At 67.0% G+C, this 18,653-nt stretch carries 19 protein-coding genes and 1 other RNA gene; 9 read left to right on the top strand and 11 right to left on the bottom strand.

The window, feature by feature from the left end; translation table 11 throughout:
• Window positions 1-52: 52 nt before the first annotated feature.
• Window positions 53-913 (top strand): LysR family transcriptional regulator, encoded by an 861-nt coding sequence (locus tag METLW4_RS0115115; RefSeq protein ID WP_018267067.1) that lies wholly within the window; start codon window positions 53-55, stop codon window positions 911-913.
• A gap of 15 nt (window positions 914-928) precedes the next feature.
• On the opposite strand, the gene METLW4_RS0115110 is transcribed toward METLW4_RS0115115, so the two are convergent.
• Entirely contained in the window at window positions 929-1,360 is a 432-nt protein-coding gene (locus METLW4_RS0115110) for a DUF2267 domain-containing protein (RefSeq protein WP_018267066.1), read from the bottom strand.
• Between the two features lie 24 nt (window positions 1,361-1,384).
• A complete protein-coding gene (locus tag METLW4_RS0115105) occupies window positions 1,385-2,416 on the bottom strand; it encodes an RluA family pseudouridine synthase (protein ID WP_018267065.1) in 1,032 nt (343 codons plus the stop codon).
• Window positions 2,417-2,456: 40 nt separating this feature from the next.
• On the opposite strand from METLW4_RS0115105, the gene METLW4_RS0115100 reads away from it, so the two are divergent.
• The 4 genes from METLW4_RS0115100 (at window position 2,457) to tolR (ending at window position 5,852) form a co-directional block, all read left to right on the top strand.
• The gene (locus tag METLW4_RS0115100; RefSeq protein WP_371212332.1) at window positions 2,457-3,719 is read left to right on the top strand and encodes an NAD(P)/FAD-dependent oxidoreductase; all 1,263 of its coding nucleotides are present in this window, start codon (window positions 2,457-2,459) and stop codon (window positions 3,717-3,719) included.
• Between the two features lie 160 nt (window positions 3,720-3,879).
• Entirely contained in the window at window positions 3,880-4,608 is a 729-nt protein-coding gene (locus METLW4_RS24990) for a hypothetical protein (RefSeq protein WP_018267063.1), read from the top strand.
• A gap of 70 nt (window positions 4,609-4,678) precedes the next feature.
• Window positions 4,679-5,422 (top strand): MotA/TolQ/ExbB proton channel family protein, encoded by a 744-nt coding sequence (locus tag METLW4_RS0115090; RefSeq protein ID WP_018267062.1) that lies wholly within the window; start codon window positions 4,679-4,681, stop codon window positions 5,420-5,422.
• On the top strand, window positions 5,403-5,852 hold the full coding sequence (gene tolR / locus METLW4_RS0115085; RefSeq protein ID WP_018267061.1) for a protein TolR: 450 nt from the start codon (window positions 5,403-5,405) through the stop codon (window positions 5,850-5,852). The genes METLW4_RS0115090 and tolR overlap by 20 nt, the downstream gene beginning before the upstream one ends.
• 297 nt (window positions 5,853-6,149) lie before the next feature.
• Here the strand turns inward: tolR and recR are convergent, their stop codons facing one another.
• The 7 genes from recR to METLW4_RS0115060 form a co-directional block, all read right to left on the bottom strand.
• Window positions 6,150-6,755 carry a recombination mediator RecR gene (gene recR / locus METLW4_RS0115080; protein WP_018267060.1) on the bottom strand — a complete coding sequence of 202 codons (606 nt, stop codon included), beginning with the start codon at window positions 6,753-6,755 and terminating at the stop codon, window positions 6,150-6,152.
• 111 nt (window positions 6,756-6,866) lie between these two features.
• Window positions 6,867-7,190 carry a YbaB/EbfC family nucleoid-associated protein gene (locus tag METLW4_RS0115075; protein ID WP_018267059.1) on the bottom strand — a complete coding sequence of 108 codons (324 nt, stop codon included), beginning with the start codon at window positions 7,188-7,190 and terminating at the stop codon, window positions 6,867-6,869.
• 26 nt (window positions 7,191-7,216) lie between these two features.
• Window positions 7,217-9,079, bottom strand: a complete 1,863-nt coding sequence (locus METLW4_RS0115070) for a DNA polymerase III subunit gamma/tau (protein ID WP_018267058.1) — start codon at window positions 9,077-9,079, stop codon at window positions 7,217-7,219.
• 54 nt (window positions 9,080-9,133) lie between these two features.
• An RNA gene (gene ffs / locus METLW4_RS27090) (signal recognition particle sRNA small type) lies at window positions 9,134-9,231 on the bottom strand.
• Between the two features lie 46 nt (window positions 9,232-9,277).
• Window positions 9,278-9,709, bottom strand: coding sequence for a phasin family protein (locus METLW4_RS24985; RefSeq protein WP_018267057.1), 432 nt, complete (start codon window positions 9,707-9,709; stop codon window positions 9,278-9,280).
• A gap of 190 nt (window positions 9,710-9,899) precedes the next feature.
• Complete coding sequence (locus METLW4_RS27835) at window positions 9,900-10,397, bottom strand: hypothetical protein (protein ID WP_157235154.1); 498 nt, start codon at window positions 10,395-10,397, stop codon at window positions 9,900-9,902.
• A 2-nt stretch (window positions 10,398-10,399) separates the two neighbouring features.
• On the bottom strand, window positions 10,400-12,352 hold the full coding sequence (locus METLW4_RS0115060; protein WP_157235152.1) for a potassium transporter Kup: 1,953 nt from the start codon (window positions 12,350-12,352) through the stop codon (window positions 10,400-10,402).
• A gap of 492 nt (window positions 12,353-12,844) precedes the next feature.
• On the opposite strand from METLW4_RS0115060, the gene METLW4_RS0115055 reads away from it, so the two are divergent.
• Genes METLW4_RS0115055 through hpnE form a run of 4 tightly spaced genes read left to right on the top strand, consistent with a single transcriptional unit; the run spans window position 12,845 to window position 16,993 of the window.
• On the top strand, window positions 12,845-13,996 hold the full coding sequence (locus METLW4_RS0115055) for a glycosyltransferase (protein ID WP_018267055.1): 1,152 nt from the start codon (window positions 12,845-12,847) through the stop codon (window positions 13,994-13,996).
• A gap of 17 nt (window positions 13,997-14,013) precedes the next feature.
• Window positions 14,014-14,892, top strand: a complete 879-nt coding sequence (gene hpnC / locus METLW4_RS0115050) for a squalene synthase HpnC (RefSeq protein ID WP_043332830.1) — start codon at window positions 14,014-14,016, stop codon at window positions 14,890-14,892.
• On the top strand, window positions 14,889-15,752 hold the full coding sequence (hpnD, locus tag METLW4_RS0115045) for a presqualene diphosphate synthase HpnD (RefSeq protein ID WP_018267053.1): 864 nt from the start codon (window positions 14,889-14,891) through the stop codon (window positions 15,750-15,752). The genes hpnC and hpnD overlap by 4 nt, the downstream gene beginning before the upstream one ends.
• Complete coding sequence (gene hpnE / locus METLW4_RS0115040; RefSeq protein WP_018267052.1) at window positions 15,749-16,993, top strand: hydroxysqualene dehydroxylase HpnE; 1,245 nt, start codon at window positions 15,749-15,751, stop codon at window positions 16,991-16,993. Before hpnD ends, hpnE begins: the two co-directional genes overlap by 4 nt.
• A gap of 194 nt (window positions 16,994-17,187) precedes the next feature.
• Here hpnE and phoB read toward each other — a convergent pair whose 3' ends face one another.
• Both phoB and phoU read right to left on the bottom strand, forming a co-directional pair.
• Window positions 17,188-17,931, bottom strand: coding sequence for a phosphate regulon transcriptional regulator PhoB (gene phoB, locus METLW4_RS0115035; RefSeq protein ID WP_018267051.1), 744 nt, complete (start codon window positions 17,929-17,931; stop codon window positions 17,188-17,190).
• Window positions 17,928-18,653, bottom strand: coding sequence for a phosphate signaling complex protein PhoU (gene phoU, locus METLW4_RS24980; protein WP_018267050.1), 726 nt, complete (start codon window positions 18,651-18,653; stop codon window positions 17,928-17,930). Before phoU ends, phoB begins: the two co-directional genes overlap by 4 nt.

Below are 18,653 nucleotides of genomic sequence, written 5' to 3'. Positions count from 1 at the left end.
GATGGAGCGAAAATTCGGTAGGCGCTCACATCATCTGTGCGATAATTCTCCGATGGATTGGGAGGACCTCCGCTTTTTCTTGGCGCTGTCGCGTTGCGGCTCGTTGTCGGCTGCGGCGCGCGAGCTCGATGTCGACCATGCGACGGTCGGACGCCGCATCGCCGCCCTGGAAGCGTCGTTGGGGCTGCGGCTGATCGATCGTCTGCCGCGCAGCCGGCCGCTCACCGAAGATGGCGCGGCGATCGCCGCAGTGGCGGAACGAATGGAATCGCTCGCCGAAGACGTGCTGCTGCGCTCGCGCGGCGCAGCGCTGACGCTCGCCGGCGCGGTACGCGTCTCGCTGCCGCCCGTGCTTGCGACGTTCTGTGTCGCGCCGCGCATAGAGGCGCTGCGACGGGTCCATCCGCGATTGAAGCTGACGCTGCTCGCCTCCGCCACCTTCGCGGCGCTCGATCGCGGCGAGGCGGACATAGCGATCCGAATGAGCCGGCCGGAGGAGGAGAGCGCCGTCGCGCGGCGCGTGGGCGTCATGCGTTTCGGTCTCTACGCCAGCGCCGATGTCGCGCGGCGGCCGCCGGAGCAATGGGAGTTCGTCGGCTTCGACGAATCGCTCGGCCATCTGGCGCAGCAGGCTTGGCTCCGCAAATTCGCGGGCGCGCGCAGAATCGTCTTCGAGGCCAATGATCTCTTCGCGCAGCAGGCCGCCGCCCGCGCCGGAGCAGGAGCGGCGGTTCTTCCCGATTTCATGGGCGACGACGATCCGGGGCTCGTCGGCTTGTCGATCGAGCCGCCGCCGCCCGAGCGCGATCTGTGGCTGATCGCCTATCCCGATCTGCGCCGCTCGGCGGCGGTTCGCGCGGTCATGGATTTTCTCGCGGATTGCATCGCCGCCGAGCCGCGCTTGCGGCCGTGAGGCGGAACGAAACACTCAGCCGGGTGGGGCGAGCCTCCAGAACTCCGCGGCGCCGGGCGGGAGCGTCGCCAGCAGGCGATCGAAAGCCGCCTCGTCCACGCAGGCGCGCAGAGCGCCGGCGACATCGACGATGGCGCTGTCGGGCGAAAAATTATGGTCGCGCCGCAAGGATCGGACTTCCTCCGTCAGCGCCGCTCGGGACGAGAATGGACGCGGCGGCTCCTCCATGTCCCAATCGGCGACGAATATCGCGCGCAGCACCGGAGGAAGCGCGGCGGCGAAGCGTATCGCGTCAGAGATTTCGAGACGTCGGCGGAATGTCAGCAGGACGCCCTGCGCCGTCGTATAGGCCTGATTGCGCGTCGTCAGCCCTGTGCGTTCGACGACGAGCCGCAGGAAGCGCTCGAACTCCTCTGAGGCGTGCTGATACTCCATCGGAATCGGCATGGCTCGTCGTCTCGTCGTCGCGGGTCAGCTCGCTTCGAGCGCCTTCTGCAAAGCCGTGAGGTCTTCCGGCAATTCGCTCTCGAACATCAGCTCCTCGCGCGTCACCGGATGGGTGAATCCGAGCGAGGCCGCGTGCAGCGCCTGGCGGCCGAGCGTCTCCACGGCGGCGCGGGCGGCGGGCGCGAGCAGGGCGGTCTTGGTCTTGAAGCCGGCGCCATAGGCAGCGTCGCCGATCAGCGGATGGCCGATATGGGCCATATGCACGCGGATCTGATGGGTGCGGCCGGTCTCCAGCTGGCAGGCCACGAGCGAAGCGGGTCCGAAGTTCTCGACCAACTCCCAATGCGTCACCGCCTCGCGGCCGCGCTCCTCGGGCACGACGGCCATTTTCTCGCGCTGCGTCGAGTGGCGGCCGATGGGCGCCTCTATGACGCCATGGCGGCGCTCCGGCGCGCCCCAGACGAAGGCGAGATATTCGCGCACCAGATGCAGCTTGCGGCCATGATCCTCGAAAAGGCGCGACAGGCCCTTATGCGCCGCGTCGGTCTTGGCGACGACCAGCAGGCCGGAGGTGTCCTTGTCGATGCGATGCACGATGCCGGGCTTTTTGACGCCGCCTATGCCGGAGAGGCTGGCGCCGCAATGGGCGAGCAGGGCGTTGACCAGCGTTCCCGTTTCATGGCCATGGGCGGGATGCACCACCAGCCCGGCGGGCTTGTCGACGACCAGAAGATGCGCGTCCTCGAACACGACATTCAGCGGAATATTCTCGGGCTGCGGCTCGGCGGGCTCCGGCGGCGGCACGGCGAGGGTGACGGAATCGCCCGCGGCGAGGCGGCGGCTGGCGTCGCGCGCGGCGGCGGCGCCGATCGTCAGCCGCCCATCCTCGATCAGCGCTTTGAGCCGCGTGCGGGAGAGATGCGCGGCGACGAGCTCGGGCCGCTCGGCGAGGAAACGATCGAGCCGCGCCCCCGCCGCCTCCGGCGGAACCTCGAAGGAGAACAGAATATCGTCTTCCTCATCGACCAAAGCGATTTCTGCGACGCCTTCGCGCATGGATTTCCTTCTCATGCTGTCGGCGTGCTAACCAGCGCGCCTGTCCTCGTTTTCGTGCCGGAGCCCGACCATCCCGCTCGCCCCACCCACGCCGAATTGCGTCATCGTCGGCGGCGGGCCGGCCGGCCTCTTCGCCGCCGATCTGCTCGCGCGGCAGGGCGCGAGCGTGACCGTCTATGAGCGCAAGCCGAGCGTCGCCCGCAAATTTCTGATGGCCGGGCGCGGCGGCCTCAATATCACGCATAGCGAGCCGCTCGATAGGCTTATCGCCCGTTATGGCGAAGCCGCAGATCGGCTCGGCCCGATCATCGGCGCCTTTCCGCCGCAGCGCCTGCGCGACTATTGCGCCGAGCTGGGAGAGGAGACCTTCGTCGGCTCCAGCGGGCGCGTGTTTCCGAGGAGCTTCAAGGCTTCGCCGCTGCTGCGGGCGCTGCTGGCGCGGCTCGCCGCCAATGGCGTCCGCATAGAGACGCGCGCTTCTTTCGAAGGCTTTGCGGAGAGCGGCGCATTGCTGATCGCGGATGGAAGCGGCGAGCGCCGCGAGATCGCCGCCGGGGCCGTGATTCTGGCGCTCGGCGGCGCCTCCTGGCCGCGGCTCGGCGCCGATGGCGGCTGGGTCGAGACGCTGCGGGCGAAGGGCGTCGAGATCGCGCCGCTCCTTCCCGCCAATTGCGCCGTCGTCATCGATTGGCCGGCCGATTTCGCAAAGGCTTTCGAGGGGACGCCGCTGAAGACGATCGCCTTGCGCCATGGCGAGGCGCGCGTTCTCGGCGACATTGTAATCACGCGCACGGGGCTCGAAGGCGGTCCCGTCTATGCGCTCGCTTCCGCGCTCGGACGCGCGCTCGCGCGAGGCGAGGGCGCCGCATTGCACATCGATCTGCGGCCCAGCAGCACGGCGGAAGCGCTCGCGCAAAGGCTGGCGCGCCCGCGCGAAAAGCAATCGCTCGCGACCTTTCTGCGCAAGACGCTGCGGCTGACCAAATCGGAGATCGCGCTGCTGCGCCTCTCCGGCCCATTGCCGCACGAGGCCGAAGCGCTCGCCGAGCGCGTGAAAAATCTGCCGCTCGTCATTGCCGCGACGGCCGGCCTCGAGCGCGCGATCTCCACCGCCGGCGGCCTGCGCTTCGCGGCGCTCGACGACGATCTGATGCTGAAGAGGCTTCCCGGCGTCTTCGTCGCGGGCGAGATGCTGGATTTCGACGCGCCCACCGGCGGCTATCTGCTTCAGGCGAGCTTTTCGAGCGCTTTCGTGGCGGCGCGCGGCGCAGCGCGGCGCCTCGGGCTGACCGAGCCGAAATGACGGCCTCCCGTCTTCAGCCGGCGTAGCACATCCTTTCTGCCGGAGCGGCCCGAGCGAGCGAATTTCGCCGAATCGACAAAAGTCGCAACTAAGCCCATTGCTTCTATAGGAATTATAATCTTTAATGGCAGGTAATGTTTCGCACGAGGGGGATCATTCCATGACGGCTGCGGCTGCAGAGGCGCTCATTTCGGCGCCGGAAACGATCACGACGACGGGAGAGTACCGCAACACCCAATCGCTTCTGCTGCCCGACGGCGGCCGCCCCAACTATGCGGTGAGCGCCGCGGCGGCGCTCGCCTATGCGCTGCTGCTGACGGCGGTGGTGAATTTCGCGCTGCCGCACACGGAGCCGACGACGGAAGAGCCGCTCGAGCTCGTCGTCGTGCCGAGCCCCGCGGTCGATCAGCCGCCGCCGGAGGAGATTCCGCAGCCCGAGGAGATCGACGACACGCCGCCGCCGCCCGAGGCGATCGAGCCTGTCGCGCCGATCGAGCCGCCGAAGCCGCCGGCGCCCAAGCCCGTTCCCAAAGTGGTGGAGAAGAAGCCGCCGACGCCGCGCCCCGCAACCGCCGCGCGCCAGGACGCCGCGCCGGCGCAGGCCGCGACGGCCAACGCCAATGCGCAGCAATCCATCGCCGCCAATCAGTTCCTGTCCTGCATGCAGCGCTCGGCGCGCAACGCGGCGCCGGACGGGCCGATACCCAAGCATGGCCGCGTCGCCTATCGCGCGACATTCAGCGCCGGCGGCGCGATGACGGGATTCAACATCGTCTCCTCCTCCGGCAACGCCACGCTGGACGCCATAGCGACGCGCGTCGGCTCGCGCTGCGGCTCGCTGCCGGCGATCGGACGCGTCTTCGCCGTCAGCGGCGGCGTCGTCTTCTAATTCGCTCGAAAGCCGCGGCGAGGACGCTCGCCGCAAACGTCTCTCTCGCCGACAAAGGACGAAAATCAAGATGAGTGATCCAGCAATCGGCGCGGCTTCGGCCGCCGTCGCCCACGCCCTCTCACCGGTCGAGCTGTTTCTGCAGGCGGATTCGATCGTCAAGACCGTCATCGTGCTGCTGCTGCTCGCCTCGGCGTGGGGCTGGGCGGTGATCGCCGAGAAGCTCATCCGCCTGACGCTGCTGCATCGCCGCGCGACCGCGCTCATCGAGAGCGTTCAGAGCGATCTTCCGGTGACGGAGGTCGCGCCCGCCTTCCTCGCCGCGCCGGCCAGCGACCCTCTGGCGCAGGTCTACAAGGCCGCGGTGGAGGAGTATCAGCGCTCTTCCGATCTCGTCGTCTCCGAGGGCCAGCGCGACGCTCTGCAGGAGCGCGTGCATCGCGTCTCCGTGCTGGCCAGCGCCGCCGCGCTCGATCAGCTCCAGAAGCGTCTGCCGGGACTGGCCACCATCGGCGCCGTCGGGCCTTTCGTCGGCCTGTTCGGCACGGTTTGGGGCATTATGAACTCCTTTCAAGGCATCGCCGCCTCCAACAACACCAGCCTCGCCGTGGTCGCGCCCGGCATCGCCGAGGCGTTGTTCGCCACCGCGCTCGGCCTCGTCGCCGCTATTCCGGCGGTGGTCTTCTACAACCGCATCAGCGGCGACATCGGCGCTTACGGCAAGCGCGTGACCGCCTTCATTGGCGTCTTCGAGGTCGAGCTGTCCCGTCATCTGTCGCGCAAGGGAGAGCGTCATGGCCTTCGCGTTGCGTAAGCACGATTCCGAATTCGATTCCCAGCCGATCGCCGACATCAATGTCACGCCGCTCGTCGATGTGATGCTCGTCCTGCTCATCGTCTTCATGGTCGCCGCGCCGCTGATGACCTCCGGCATTCCGGTCGATCTGCCGAAGGTGCAGGCCAAGCAGCTCAACGATCAGAAGCCGCCGATCGTCGTCAGCGTCGATGCGGGTGGGGGCTTCTTCGTCGACAAGCGCGAGGTTCCGGCGGACGGTCTGCTCGCCGCGCTCAGCGACGGCAGCGACAACAACAAGGATCGCCGCATCCATGTGCGCGCCGACAAGACCGTGCCTTACGGCCGCGTCGTCGAGGCCATGGGTGCGATCAATTCCGCCGGCTACTCCAAGGTGGCGCTGGTCTCCGAGGCGCCGACGGGCGGAGCGAAATCCGCTTCGGCGCCGTGAACGCCTTCTCCCTCTCCCCGCACGCGGGGAGAGGGCCGGGGTGAGGGGCTCGGGGCGTTAGCCACAGACGGAAAAGCGCCCCGAGCCCCTCATCCTCACCTTCTCCCCGCGAGCGGGGAGAAGGAAGGCGGCGAAGGCCGCGCGCTTTTTTCCGAGCCGACGTCTTCGAGCCGCCCGATTTTTCTAAATCCTCGACTTTTCTCGCATCCTCGACTTGGCCCGACTACGGGTCGTCGGCGCAAACCCTCCCCAGGCGCGCCGGCGACCCGGTTTTTTATTCGGGGAAGGCTCCGCGAATCAAAACGCCGTGCGGCGCTCCAGCGCTGCGGCCAGCGTGCCTTCGTCGAGATAATCCAGCTCGCCGCCGACCGGCACGCCATGGGCGAGGCGCGTCGTCTTGACGCCGAGCGGGGCCAGGAGATCGGCGAGATAATGCGCCGTCGTCTGCCCGTCGACAGTGGCGTTCACGGCGATGATCGCCTCGCGCACGGAGCCTTCGCTCACGCGCTGCATCAGGCTCGCAATGTTCAGCTCATTGGGGCCGACGCCATCCAGGGGCGACAGCACGCCGCCGAGCACATGATAGCGCGCAGCCAGCAGCCCGGCGCGCTCCAGCGCCCAGAGATCGGCCACCGTCTCGACAATGACCAGAATGCCCGCGTCGCGGCGCCCGTCGCGGCAGATGGCGCAAGGGTCGCTGGTGTCGATATTTCCGCAGGTCGTGCAGGTGAGAATGCGCTCATGCGCGACGCGCATCGCCTCGCCGAGCGGGCCGAGCAATTCCTCGCGCTTGCGCATCAGATGCAGCACGGCGCGCCGCGCCGAGCGCGGCCCGAGCCCCGGCAATCGCGCCAGCAATTGCACGAGGCGCTCGATCTCGGGTCCGGCGATGCGTTCGGCCAATGGGGGAGCCTGTGAGCAGCGAGTAGCGAGTAGCGAGTAGCGAGTAGGGAATAGCGAGTAGCGAATAGCGAATAGCGAATAGGTCTACTCGCTACTCGCTATTCGCTCCGATCAGAACGGCAGCTTCAGACCCGGCGGCAGCTGCAATCCGCCGGTCACTTCCTTCATCTTCTCGGCGAGCGTCTCCTCCGCCTTGGCGCGCGCCTGCGCATGGGCGGTGACGATCAGATCCTCGAGAATGTCGCTCTCTTCCGGCTTCAGCAGGCTCGGATCGATGGCGAGGCGCTGCAGCGCGCCTTTGGCGGTCATCGTCACGCGCACCAGCCCGCCGCCGGCTTCGCCTTCCACCAGAGTCTGGTCGAGCTGCCCTTGCAGCTCGGCCATTTTCGATTGCATGGCCTGCGCCTGCTTCATCAGTCCCATGAAGTCGAGCATGTCTTAACTCCCCGCGCGGCGACGCCTCACGCGTCGTCCGGCTCCTCGTCGTCATAAGCCAATTCGGCGCCGGCCGTCGCGGCCTGCTCCGTCTCCTTGCCGCGCACGGCGACGATCTCCGCGCCGGGAAACCGCGCCAAAATGCTCGCCACCAGCGGATCGGCCTCGATCCCGGAGCGCTTCTCGCTCTCGCGGGCCAAGGCCTCCTCGCGCAGCGTCGGCGCGCCGCCGGAGGCCAGAGCCACCAGCCAGCGCGTCCCGGTCCAGTCCTGCAGCTTCTGCATCAGAAGCTGCGGCAGCCGCGCCGAGCCGCCCGGCGTCAGCTCGAACTCGATGCGTCCCTGCTCGAAGCGCACGAGCCGCACTTCCGTCTCGAGCGCGATCTTCATTTGTATGTCGCGCTTCTCGCCCGCCAGGGCCACGAGCGCGCGGAAATCGGCGATTTTCACCCCCGTCGCCGGGGAGGGCTCCGCCGCGCGGCGCTGGGCCGGCGCGGCGCTGGTCGCGATTGCCGAAGGCGTCGGCGAGAAAGCCGCGGGCGAGATAGCCGCGGGTTTGGGCGGCGGCGCGAGGGCGACCGGAGGCCGCTCGCCGCCGGGGGCCGCCGCGGGGGCCGAGCCCGGCGTGGGACGCGGCGCGCCGCCTTGGCCGAAGCCGAGCTTGCGCAGCGCCTCCTCCGGCGAGGGCATTTCGGCGGCGTGGGTCAGGCGCACCAGCACCATATCGGCGCTGGCGAGAGGCCGCGGCGAGCTGCGCAGCTCGTCGACGCCCTTCATCAAAATCTGCCACGCGCGCGTCAGCACGGAAATGGAGAGCGTTCCCGCCGCATCGCCGCCGCGGCGGCGCTCTTCTTCCGTCAGCGCATTGGATTGCGCGGCGTCCGGCGCGAGCTTCAGCCGCGTCACCAGATGGGTGAATTCGGCCAGCTCCAGCAGCACTTGCGCCGGATCGGCGCCGCCGTCGTATTGGTCCTGCAGCAGAGCGATGGCGGCGGCGATCTCGCCCTTCATCGCCGCCTCGAAGAGATCGATGATGCGCGATTTGTCGGCGACGCCCAGCATCAGCCGCAAATCCTGCGCGGCGATCGCGCCGCCGCCCGCCGCGCCATGGGCGATGGCCTGATCGAGCAGCGACAGCGCGTCGCGCGCCGAGCCTTCCGCGGCGCGGGCGACCATGGCCAGCGCCTCGTCCTCGATCGTCACGCTCTCGAGATCGCAGATCTTGCGCAAATGCGCGGCGAGCAGGCCGGCGTCTATGCGGCGCAGATCGAAGCGCTGGCAGCGCGAGCGCACGGTGACGGGGACCTTGTCGATCTCCGTCGTCGCGAAGATGAATTTCACATGTTCCGGCGGCTCTTCCAGCGTCTTCAAAAGGCCGTTGAAGGCGGCCTTGGAGAGCATGTGCACTTCGTCGATGATGTAGACTTTGACGCGCGCCATCACCGGGCGATAGCGCGCATTCTCGATGATCTCGCGAATATCGTCGATGCCGGTGTGCGAGGCGGCGTCCATCTCCAGCACGTCGGGATGGCGCGAATCGATGATCGCCTGACAATGCGCGCCGAGCGCGTCCATATGGATCGTCGGGCGATCGACGCCGGGGCGGCCGTCCTGCGCGGGAAGCTCGTAATTGAAGGCGCGGGCGAGAATGCGGGCGGTCGTCGTCTTGCCGACGCCGCGCACGCCGGTCAAGAGATAGGCCTGATGGATGCGGTTCAGCTCGAAGGCGTTCTCGAGCGTGCGCACCATCGGCTCCTGGCCGATCAGATCGGCGAAGCCGGAGGGGCGATATTTGCGCGCCAGCACGCGATAGGCGGCCTGCCCCTCGCGCTTGGCCTGCGGCTCGGCGGGAAACAGGGCGTCGGATGGCGCAGAATGCTCGTCGTCCATCTTATCGCCCGGAGGGGTCCGCCCTTTGGTCGGCGCCGGGGCGGCGGCGCAAAAAGTGGGAGGCTGGACGAAGACCCGCCCGGAACTCGTTAGGGCTGCTTCCTTCCGGACCTGACCCGGTTGGCGAGTGGAGCGTCCACCGCCAACCTCCCGCGCCCTATGTGGCAAAACTCGCGCGCCGGCGCAAGGGCGCCTTTGCTAATGCTCCCCCTTGCCCGCCTCGCGCGCCTTGGCGGCGAGCTTCTCGGTCTGCTCGCTGATGTCGGCGATGATCTTGCTGGCCGCCTCCTGGTTCGCCTTGGCCGCCTGCTCGCCCGCGCTCTGGGCGGAGACGAAGGCTTCCTTGGCGAGATTGGAGCACAGCTCGCCGACGCGCGAGGCGCGAGCGAAAAAATCGCCATAGGCGTTGCGGTAGAATTCCGACTGCAATTGCACGATGTCGTCGATCTTCTGCACGCGCAGCAGTCTCTCGAAATAGTTGCGGCTATTGTCGAGCGACTGCTTGGAGTAGTCGGTCGCCTCCTCCGCTATGGCGCGCAGGCTCTTGGCGGTGGAGCTGGTCGCGGTGTTGAAGGCGTCGAGCTGATATTTTCCGAGATCGCGAAAATCGCCGAAATTCTGATTGGCCATCGGATTCTCCCGCGGGTCGCGGCGCGGGGGAGGCGGCCCTCCGAGGCTACGCGCACGCGACAATGCTCGCTGCCCCGATTCTCGGAAATGCGCGGCGCGAGGGCAAATCGTGGAAACCACGTAATCGCGCCCGCGGCGGCTCTGTCCGTGGATTTCATCCCTCTTACAAAATTTTCTGGAACAGAAATGGTCAATTATTCGGCTCTGTGTTCTTTCTAGAGATATCGAGAACGCAGACACCAAACCAAGAAGTTAACACTAAAAACGTAAATAATAAATGCATTGCAACTAAATTTCTCGATTCTTTATGTTCAACAATAAAATTTCTTATTATTTGCCAGAACCCAACTTTCCAAACCGGAAGCGCAAACACCGCTAAAAACGCTAAAAAAATAAAAGTAAGTAAAATTTTCATACCGTCAGCGCTATTTTTTACACAGCTGATCATAACGTATTTTCGAAAAATATCTAAATTCGAATATATTATATACGATATGAATAAAGTAGTCAGCATAAAATAAGTTACAACAATAGAATATAATGCCATAAATCCAAATGTATCTACAAAATTAATTGCTTTAAGCAAATGCAATATTCCAAAAAACACGCCTGTCGAAATGTAAATCAGCCCCACGAGTCCCTTGAAAAAATCTGTCGGGTCCTGCTCTTCTTTCGTTTCGCTTGTCATAATCAAATCGTCAGCTGAGCGCCGAGCTCCACCACGCGGTCGGTCGGTATGGAGAAGAAGTCGGTGGCGTTGGCCGATTGCTTGGTCAGAGCGACATAGAGCTTGTCCTGCCAGACCGGCATTTCCGAGGCCGGGCTCTCCTTGATCGAGCGCCGGCCGAGGAAGAAGGAGGTGGTCATAATGTCGTATTTGACGCCCGCCTTGCGCATCGCCGCCAGCGCCGCCGGCACGCGCGGGCTCTCCATGAAGCCGAAGTGCAGAGTCGCGCGTGTGAAGTCGGGCGCGAGCTTCTCGATCTCGAAACGCTTTTCCGGCGGCACGCGCGGCGTGTCTTCGGTGCTGACGCAAATGACCAGCACGCGCTCGTGCAGCACCTTATTGTGCTTGAGATTGTGCAGCAGCGCGGTGGGCGCGGCCTCCGGGTCGCTGGTCAGGAAGACGGCCGTGCCGGGCACGCGCGTCGGCTTGGATTTCTCCAGCATGGCGATGAGATCGCGGATCGGGATCGAATCGCGATGCGTCTTCTCGGCCAGCAGCGAGGTGCCGCGCACCCAGGTCCACATCACCACCATGGAGCCGCCGCCGAGCAGCAGCGGAACCCAGCCGCCCTCGACCACCTTCATGAGATTGGCGGCCAGAAAGGCGAGATCGACGGTGAGGAAGGCGAGGATGAACAGCGACGCCGCCCAGAGCGGCCAATGCCATTTGCGCCACACCACGATGAAGGCGAGCGCCGTCGTCGTCACCATCGTGCCGGTGACGGCGATGCCATAGGCGGAGGCGAGCGCGCTCGAACTCTTGAAGGCCGTGACCAGCACCAGCACGCCGATCAGCAGCAGCCGATTGACGCGGCCGATGTAGATCTGCCCCTCCTGCGTCGCGGAAGTGTGGGTGATCTCGAGGCGCGGCAGCAGGCCGAGCTGTATCGCCTGGCGCACGATGGAGAAGGCGCCGGTGATGACCGCCTGGCTGGCGATGACGGTGGCGAGCGTCGAGAGAATGACCAGCGGCAGCAACGCCCAGTCCGGCGCCATCAGGAAGAAGGGATTCTCGATCGCCTTGGGGTCGGCGAGGATCAGCGCGCCCTGGCCGAGATAATTGAGGAACAGGGCCGGCAGCACGAAGAATATCCAGGCGATCTGAATCGGCGCGCGGCCGAAATGGCCCATATCGGCATAGAGCGCCTCTGCCCCGGTGACGACGAGGAAGACCGAGCCCAGAACGGCGAAGCCGATCCAGCCATGAGTGAGCAGAAACATGAAGCCATGGCGCGGATCGAAGGCGCGCAGAACCTGCGGGGCGTCGCCGATATGGGAGGCGCCGAGCGCCGCCATCACGATGAAGAACACGGCCATTACCGGGCCGAACAGAGCGGCGACGCGCGCCGTGCCATGGCTCTGCGCCCAGAACAGCGAGACGAGAATCGCGACGGTGATGGGGAAGACGAATTCGCCGAATTTCGGATTGACGATCTCGAGCCCCTCGACCGCCGAGAGAACGGAGATGGCCGGCGTGATGATGGCGTCGCCGGAGAACAGCGCCGCGCCGGCGACGCCGAGCAGGAAGACCGGCGTCGCGCGTCGTCCGAGCGCGATCTGCGCCAGCGCCATCAGCGAGAGAATGCCGCCCTCGCCGCGATTGTCGGCGCGCATCAGGAAGAACACATATTTCGCGGTGACGGTGAAGATCAGCGCGAAAATGAGCAGCGAGATCGTGCCGATGACGACATCCTCGCCGAGCCCGCCGGATTTGGCGTGGGCCAGCGACTCGCGCAGCGCATAGAGCGGGCTGGTGCCGATGTCGCCATAGACGACGCCGATCGAGCCGATGATGAGGCCCGCGCTCGTCGCCGAGCCGTGGCCATCGGCGACGGGGGCCGGCTGCATCGCCGCCGCGCCCTCCATGTCGCATCGAGAGGAAGAGCCCGCCGCGTCACGCGCCACATTGGGATCCATGGAGTTTTCCTCGAAAGACATAGGATGCGCGAGCGCCCGGCCGGTCCCTCGCCATGCCGCTCGGCATGCTCGGACCCGGCTGCGCCGGCGCGGCGATATACGCCTGTTCCAGATAGAAGAGAAGCCGCCGCCGGCCATTTCCCGGGAAAATCCCGTAGACGCCGGCGGTTGCGACGCGCCGCCGCCAGGGCGATCGGGCGAACGAGAAGTGGTGATCGAAGAGGCGTGTCCACCTCCCCCTCGAGGGGGGAGGTCGAGCGCCGTAGGCGCTCGGGAGGGGGTGACGCCCCGAGTCTTCGCCGCGGAACCCCACCCCGGACCGCAAGCGGTCCGAGCCTCCCCCTAAAGGGGAGGGTGAGCGCGCCCCTTTCGGCATTCACCCGATTGCCCCCTAGCGCCGCCGGCCGGGCTGGCCTCGCGGCCGCGGCGGTGCTATGGCCGAGCCCTCGTCACATCGTCCCCGGCGGTTCCGGCGACGCGAACGCTCGAAAAATGATCGCGATTTTCCTCGGAGGCGTCGGCCTCGTCGTCTGGCTCTATCTCCTGCTCGGCAATGGCGGCTTCTGGCGCCTCACCGAGCACGACCGCCGTTTCGTTCCCAAGGGGGCGCAAGTCCCCCAGGGCGCGCGCGTCGTCGCCGTCATTCCGGCGCGCGACGAGGCGGATGTGGTCGCCATCGGCCTTCGATCCTTGTTCCGCCAGGAGTTTTCCGGCCGGCTCGAGATCGTCCTCGTCGATGACGAGAGCTCCGACGGCACGGCCGAGGTCGCCCGCGCCTGCGCCCGCGAGGAAGGCGCCGAGGATCGGCTCACCGTGCTCCAGGGCCGGCCGGAGCAAGGCTGGACCGGCAAGCTCGCGGCCATGGACCGCGGCGTCGCTCATGTGCTCGGCTCCGGCGTCTCGCCCGATTTCATCCTGTTCTGCGACGCCGACATCGCCTTCGCGCCGGGCCTCGTCGAGCGGCTCGTCGCCGGCGCGGCGGCGCGGGGGACGGTGCTCTCCTCGCTGATGGTCAAGCTGCGCTGCGAGAGCCTCGCCGAGCGCTGGTTCGTGCCGGCTTTCGTCTTCTTCTTCCAGATGCTCTACCCCTTCCCGCGCGTGAACGACCCGAAAAGCCCGGTCGCCGGGGCGGCCGGAGGGGTGATGCTGGTGCGCCCCGCGGCGCTGGAGGAGGCCGGCGGCCTGCAACAAATCCGCGGCGCGCTGATCGACGATTGCGCGCTCGGCAAGCTCATGAAGAAGCAAGGGCCGATCTGGCTCGGCCTCACCGACGACGCCTGGAGCCTGCGGCCCTATCCGCATTTGCGCGATATCGAGCAGATGGTGACGCGCTCGGCCTATGCGCAATTGGGCTATTCGCCCTGGCGGCTCTTCGGCGCGGTTCTCGGCATGGGCCTCGTCTATCTCGCGCCGCCCCTTCTCGCCTTCGCGGCGCCGGAGCCGGCGGCCTATCTCGCGCTCGTCGCCTATCTATTGATGGCGCAGTCCTATATGCCGTCTCTGCGTTTCTACGGACGCAATCGGCTCGGCGCCTTCGCCTTGCCGGCGGTCGCCGCCTGCTATACGTGGTTCACGCTATTGTCCGCCTGGCGGCACACACGCGGGCGCGGCGGCGCGTGGAAGGGCCGCTACCAGGCCCCCTGAGGAGGATGAGCGATCACATGAGCGACATCGCCGCCGCCGCTTCGGGGAAAGGCCATAAGGACGAGAATTTCCCCGTCGCCTCTCTGTTCGCGCCGCGCCATCGCGCGGCCGTGCTGGCTTTCTACGATTTCGTGCGCGCCGCGGACGATATCTCCGACCATGCGACGCTCCCGGGCGAGCAGAAAATCGCCATGCTGGACCGCATGGAGGCCGCGCTGCTCGGCTCCGGCGAGGATATTCCGGTCGCGACAAAGCTGCGCGCCGAGCTGGCCGCGCGCGGTCTCGAGCCCCGCCATGCGCAGGATCTGCTCATCGCCTTTCGCCGCGACGTGACGCAATTGCGCTATAGAGACTGGGACGACCTCATCGATTACTGCCGCTATTCGGCCATGCCGGTCGGCCGCTTCGTGCTGGACGTCCATGGCGAAGATCGCGCGCGGACATGGGCGGCCAATGACGCCCTCTGCGCGGCGCTGCAGATCATCAATCATCTGCAGGATTGCGCCAAGGACTACCGCAATCTCGATCGGGTCTATCTGCCGCAGGACACGCTCGCCGCCGCTGGCGCGAGCGTCGAGATGCTCTCCGCCGATCGCGCCTCGCCGCAGCTCGCCGCGACTTTGCGCGCGCTGGCCGAGCGCACGCAGGAGCTGCTGAAGGAGAGCGCGCCCTTCGCCGATCTCATCGCCGACACACGCCTCGCCATGGAAGTGGGCGCGATCCAGCGCCTCGCCGAGACGCTCACCGCGCGGCTGCGCGTCGCCGATCCGCTGAGCGAGAAGGTCCACGCCTCCAAGCGCCAATATCTGCTCACGGCGCTCGCCGGGGCCGGGACCACTCTGCTGCGCCGGCTCGTCTCGCCGCGCGCCGCCTCTGCCGCGAGCGTCGCGCGATGAGCATGGAGACGATCGCCCCCGAGGCGCCGCGGGTCGCCGCGAAAAGCTCCTTCTATCTCGCCATGCGCATTCTCGAGCCCGAGCGGCGCGACGCAATGTATGCGATCTACGGCTTCTGCCGCGCCGTCGACGACATTGCGGATGAGGAGGGCGACCGCGCTCTGCGCCTCTCCCAGCTCGACGATTGGCGGCGCGATCTCGATGCGCTCTATGCCGGCCGCACGCATCAGCGTTGCGCCGATCTGGCGCGGCCGGTGCGCCGCTTCGGCCTCGAGCGCGCCGATTTCGAGGCGGTCATAGACGGCATGGCGATGGATGTCGTGGAGGACATTCGCGCGCCGGAATGGGATCGGCTCGATCTCTATTGCGATCATGTCGCGAGCGCAGTGGGACGGCTCTCTGTGCGCGTCTTCGGCCTCGCCGATGAGGCGGAGAGCGCCGGCGGCGCGCTGCCGACCAAGGCGCGAATGCTCGCCTACCACATGGGCCGCGCCTTGCAGCTCACCAATATTCTGCGCGATCTCGACGAGGACGAGGCGCGCGGCCGGCTCTATCTCCCGCGCGAGGCGCTGGAGGCGGCCGGCGTCACGAATTTCGCGCGCGGCGCTGTGCTGGCGCATCCCGGCCTTCAGCAAGTCTGCGCGGCCGTGGCCGAGCGCGCGCGCAAGCATTATGCGGAGTCGGAGCTGCTGATGCGCGTCTCGCCGCAGCGCGCGGTGAAGGCGCCCTATCTGATGGCGACCGCCTATCGCTCGGTTCTCGACCGTCTGGTGGCGCGCGGCTTCGCGCCGCCACGGGCGCCGGTCTCCGCGTCGCGGACGAAAGTCCTGCTGGCGCTGCTGAGATTCGCGCTGACGTGAGCGGAACGACTCACATCATCGGCGCCGGCCTCGCCGGCCTCTCCTGCGCCATTCGCCTGACCGACGAGGGCCGGAGCGTCGCGCTCTATGAGGCGGCGCGCATGGCGGGCGGGCGCTGCCGTTCCTATTACGATTCCAGCCTCGATCTCGTCATCGACAATGGCAATCATCTGCTGCTCTCCGGCAATTCCACGGCGCTGGATTACGCGCGGCGCATCGGCTCGGCGGAGGAACTGGTCGGGCCGAAGGAATGCGCCTTCGACTTTTTGGACACGCGCGACGGCGTCCGCTGGCGCATGAGGCCGAACGCGTCGCGCCTGCCCTGGTGGATTTTCGCGCGCGACCGCCGCGTCCCCGGAACATCGCCGGGCGATTATCTCGGCGCGATCGGCATTCTGCTCGCCAAAAAGGGCGCGACCATCGGCGAGGCGATGAATTGCTCGGGCGTGCTCTATGAGCGGCTGTGGGGGCCGGTGCTGCTCTCCGCGCTCAACACAGAGCCGCGCGAGTCTTCCGCCGCTCTCGCCGCCGCCGTGCTGCGCGAGACTCTCGCCGCAGGCGGCGCCGCCTGCCGTCCGCTGGTCGCGCGGCGCGGGCTCGGGACGGCTTTTATCGAGCCGGCGCTGAGCGCGCTCGTCGCGCGGGGCGCCGCGCCGCGCTTCGCCGCGCGGCTGAAGGGAATCGAATTTTCCGAGGAGCGCGCCACAGCGCTCGATTTCGGCGATGAGAAGATCGCGCTCGGCGCGAATGATCGCGTCGCGCTCGCCGTCCCGCCCTGGGCGGCGCAGGAGCTCGTTCCGGGCCTCGTCGCGCCGGATGATTTCCGCGGCATCGTCAATGCGCATTTCAAGATCGCGCCGCCGCCCGGCCAGCCGGCGCTGCTCGGCATGATCGGCTCGCTCACCGAATGGCTGTTCGCCTTCGAGGATCGGCTCTCGGTGACGATAAGCGGCGCCGATCGGCTGATGGACGAGCCGCGCGAGAGCCTCGCCGAGCGCATATGGGCCGAGGTCGCCGCCGCGACGGGCCTGCCGGCGGAGCTGCCGCCATGGCAGATCGTGAAGGAAAAGCGCGCCACTTTCGCCGCGACGCCGGCGCAGCAGCAGCGCCGCCCCGGCGCGACGACGCGCTGGCGCAATCTCTTCCTCGCCGGCGATTGGACGGCGACCGGCCTTCCGGCGACGATCGAAGGGGCGATCAGGTCCGGCTATCGCGCGGCGGAGCTGGCGCGGCGTTCGTAGGCTGATCCCGCCGCCGCCGTCATCGCGAGGAGCGTAGTGACGACGCGATCCAGGGGCCGCCCCACGGCTCTAGATTGCTTCGCTTCGCTCGCAATGACGATGGGCTGAGGGAGCGCGCGCAGACAAAAGCGAGCCTGAAGGCTCGCGGTCCAAAGCGTCCCCTGGACCGCGAGCCTTCAGGCTCGCATCGCGCGTCAGTTGCGTCCAAAAGTCTCGTCGAAGGAATAGCCGGTGCCGCGCACGGTGCGGATCGGGTCTTTCTCGCGGCCGCGGATGATCGCCTTGCGCAGGCGGCCGACATGCACGTCGACGGTGCGCTCGTCGATCTCCGCCGAGAGGCCCCATACGCTGTCCAGCAATTGCGCGCGCGAGAAGACGCGGCCGGGCTTCTCCATCAGATATTCCAGCAGACGGAACTCCGTCGGGCCGAGATGAATCTCGCGCCCGCCGCGCTTGACGCGGCGCGTCTCGCGGTCGAGGTCTATGTCGCCGGCGACGAGGCGCGTCGCCACCCGCTCCGGCCGCGCGCGGCGCAGCAGCGCATGGACGCGCGCCATCAGCTCCGGCGGCGAGAAGGGCTTCACCACATAATCGTCGGCGCCGATGGAGAGGCCGCGCACACGCTCATTCTCGTCGCCGCGCGCGGTGAGCATGATGATCGGCATGCTGCGCGTGTCGTCGCGCGCGCGGAGGCGCCGGCAGATTTCGAGGCCGGAGACGCCGGGCAGCATCCAGTCGAGAATGACGAGATCGGGCTGCGATTCGGCGAGGCGGATTTCCGCCTCGTCGCCACGCTCTATGTGCTCGACGAGAAAGCCCTCGGCCTCGAGATTATAGCCGAGCAGCAGCGCCAGCGCCGCGTCGTCCTCGACGACGAGAATTCGCGGCGCCCTGTCGTGCGGCGCCTCGCGCGGAGCGGCGACGCGGATTTCATTCATTTCGTGGGCTCATCCGGTTCCGCGCTGGCGGGAAGGCTGGCCGATTTGCCCTTGGGGCGGTCGGTCGGCATCGCCTCGCCAGTGACGAGATAGACGATCGTCTCGGCGACATTGGTGGTGTGATCGCCGATGCGCTCTATGTTCTTCGAGCAGAAGAGCAGATGCGTGCAGAAGGAGATGTTGCGCGGATCCTCCATCATGAAGGTGAGGAGATCGCGGAACACCGAATCTTCCAGCGCGTCGAGCTCGCTGTCATTGGTCCAGACCGCGCGGGCGCGCTCGACGTCGCGCTGAGCGTAGGCGTCCAGCACGTCCTTCAGCTGTATGGCCGCGACTTCCGCCATCGTCTTGAGGCCGATGACGGCGCGCGGCACGCGCGCTTCGGAGAGGATTTTCACCGTGCGCTTGGCGATGCTCTTGGCGAGATCGCCGACGCGCTCGAGATCGGCGGCGATGCGCATGGCGGCGATGCATTCGCGCAGATCGATGGCGAGCGGCTGCCGCCGCGCGATGGTGAGGATGGCGTTCTCCTCTATCTCGCGCTGCAGCGCGTCGAGGCGCTGATCGGTGGCGACGACGCGATGGGCGAGCTCTATGTCGAAATTGGCGAGCGCATCCATGGCTTCGGCGAGCATTTTCTCGGCGATGCCTCCCATCTCGGCGATACGACGGCCGAGCACTTCGAGGTCGCGGTCATAGGAGCTGACGATATGTTCGCTCAT

Origin of the sequence: Methylosinus sp. LW4, assembly GCF_000379125.1 — a bacterium.
GTDB lineage: Bacteria > Pseudomonadota > Alphaproteobacteria > Rhizobiales > Beijerinckiaceae > Methylosinus.
This window is presented reverse-complemented; position numbering and strand designations above follow the sequence as displayed.

Coding starts and splice junctions, on each gene's coding strand:
- METLW4_RS24985 (WP_018267057.1), bottom strand. CDS start 9,709: ATGGCCAATCAGAATTTCGGCGATTTTCGCGATCTCGGAAAATATCAG.
- METLW4_RS0115110 (WP_018267066.1), bottom strand. CDS start 1,360: ATGCCGATTCCGATGGAGTATCAGCACGCCTCAGAGGAGTTCGAGCGC.
- hpnC (WP_043332830.1), top strand. CDS start 14,014: ATGAGCGACATCGCCGCCGCCGCTTCGGGGAAAGGCCATAAGGACGAG.
- phoU (WP_018267050.1), bottom strand. CDS start 18,653: ATGAGCGAACATATCGTCAGCTCCTATGACCGCGACCTCGAAGTGCTC.
- METLW4_RS0115090 (WP_018267062.1), top strand. CDS start 4,679: ATGAGTGATCCAGCAATCGGCGCGGCTTCGGCCGCCGTCGCCCACGCC.
- METLW4_RS0115070 (WP_018267058.1), bottom strand. CDS start 9,079: ATGGACGACGAGCATTCTGCGCCATCCGACGCCCTGTTTCCCGCCGAG.
- METLW4_RS0115105 (WP_018267065.1), bottom strand. CDS start 2,416: ATGCGCGAAGGCGTCGCAGAAATCGCTTTGGTCGATGAGGAAGACGAT.
- METLW4_RS0115115 (WP_018267067.1), top strand. CDS start 53: ATGGATTGGGAGGACCTCCGCTTTTTCTTGGCGCTGTCGCGTTGCGGC.
- METLW4_RS0115055 (WP_018267055.1), top strand. CDS start 12,845: ATGATCGCGATTTTCCTCGGAGGCGTCGGCCTCGTCGTCTGGCTCTAT.
- METLW4_RS0115075 (WP_018267059.1), bottom strand. CDS start 7,190: ATGCTCGACTTCATGGGACTGATGAAGCAGGCGCAGGCCATGCAATCG.
- tolR (WP_018267061.1), top strand. CDS start 5,403: ATGGCCTTCGCGTTGCGTAAGCACGATTCCGAATTCGATTCCCAGCCG.
- phoB (WP_018267051.1), bottom strand. CDS start 17,931: ATGAATGAAATCCGCGTCGCCGCTCCGCGCGAGGCGCCGCACGACAGG.
- METLW4_RS0115060 (WP_157235152.1), bottom strand. CDS start 12,352: ATGGATCCCAATGTGGCGCGTGACGCGGCGGGCTCTTCCTCTCGATGC.
- METLW4_RS27835 (WP_157235154.1), bottom strand. CDS start 10,397: ATGACAAGCGAAACGAAAGAAGAGCAGGACCCGACAGATTTTTTCAAG.
- hpnD (WP_018267053.1), top strand. CDS start 14,889: ATGAGCATGGAGACGATCGCCCCCGAGGCGCCGCGGGTCGCCGCGAAA.
- METLW4_RS24990 (WP_018267063.1), top strand. CDS start 3,880: ATGACGGCTGCGGCTGCAGAGGCGCTCATTTCGGCGCCGGAAACGATC.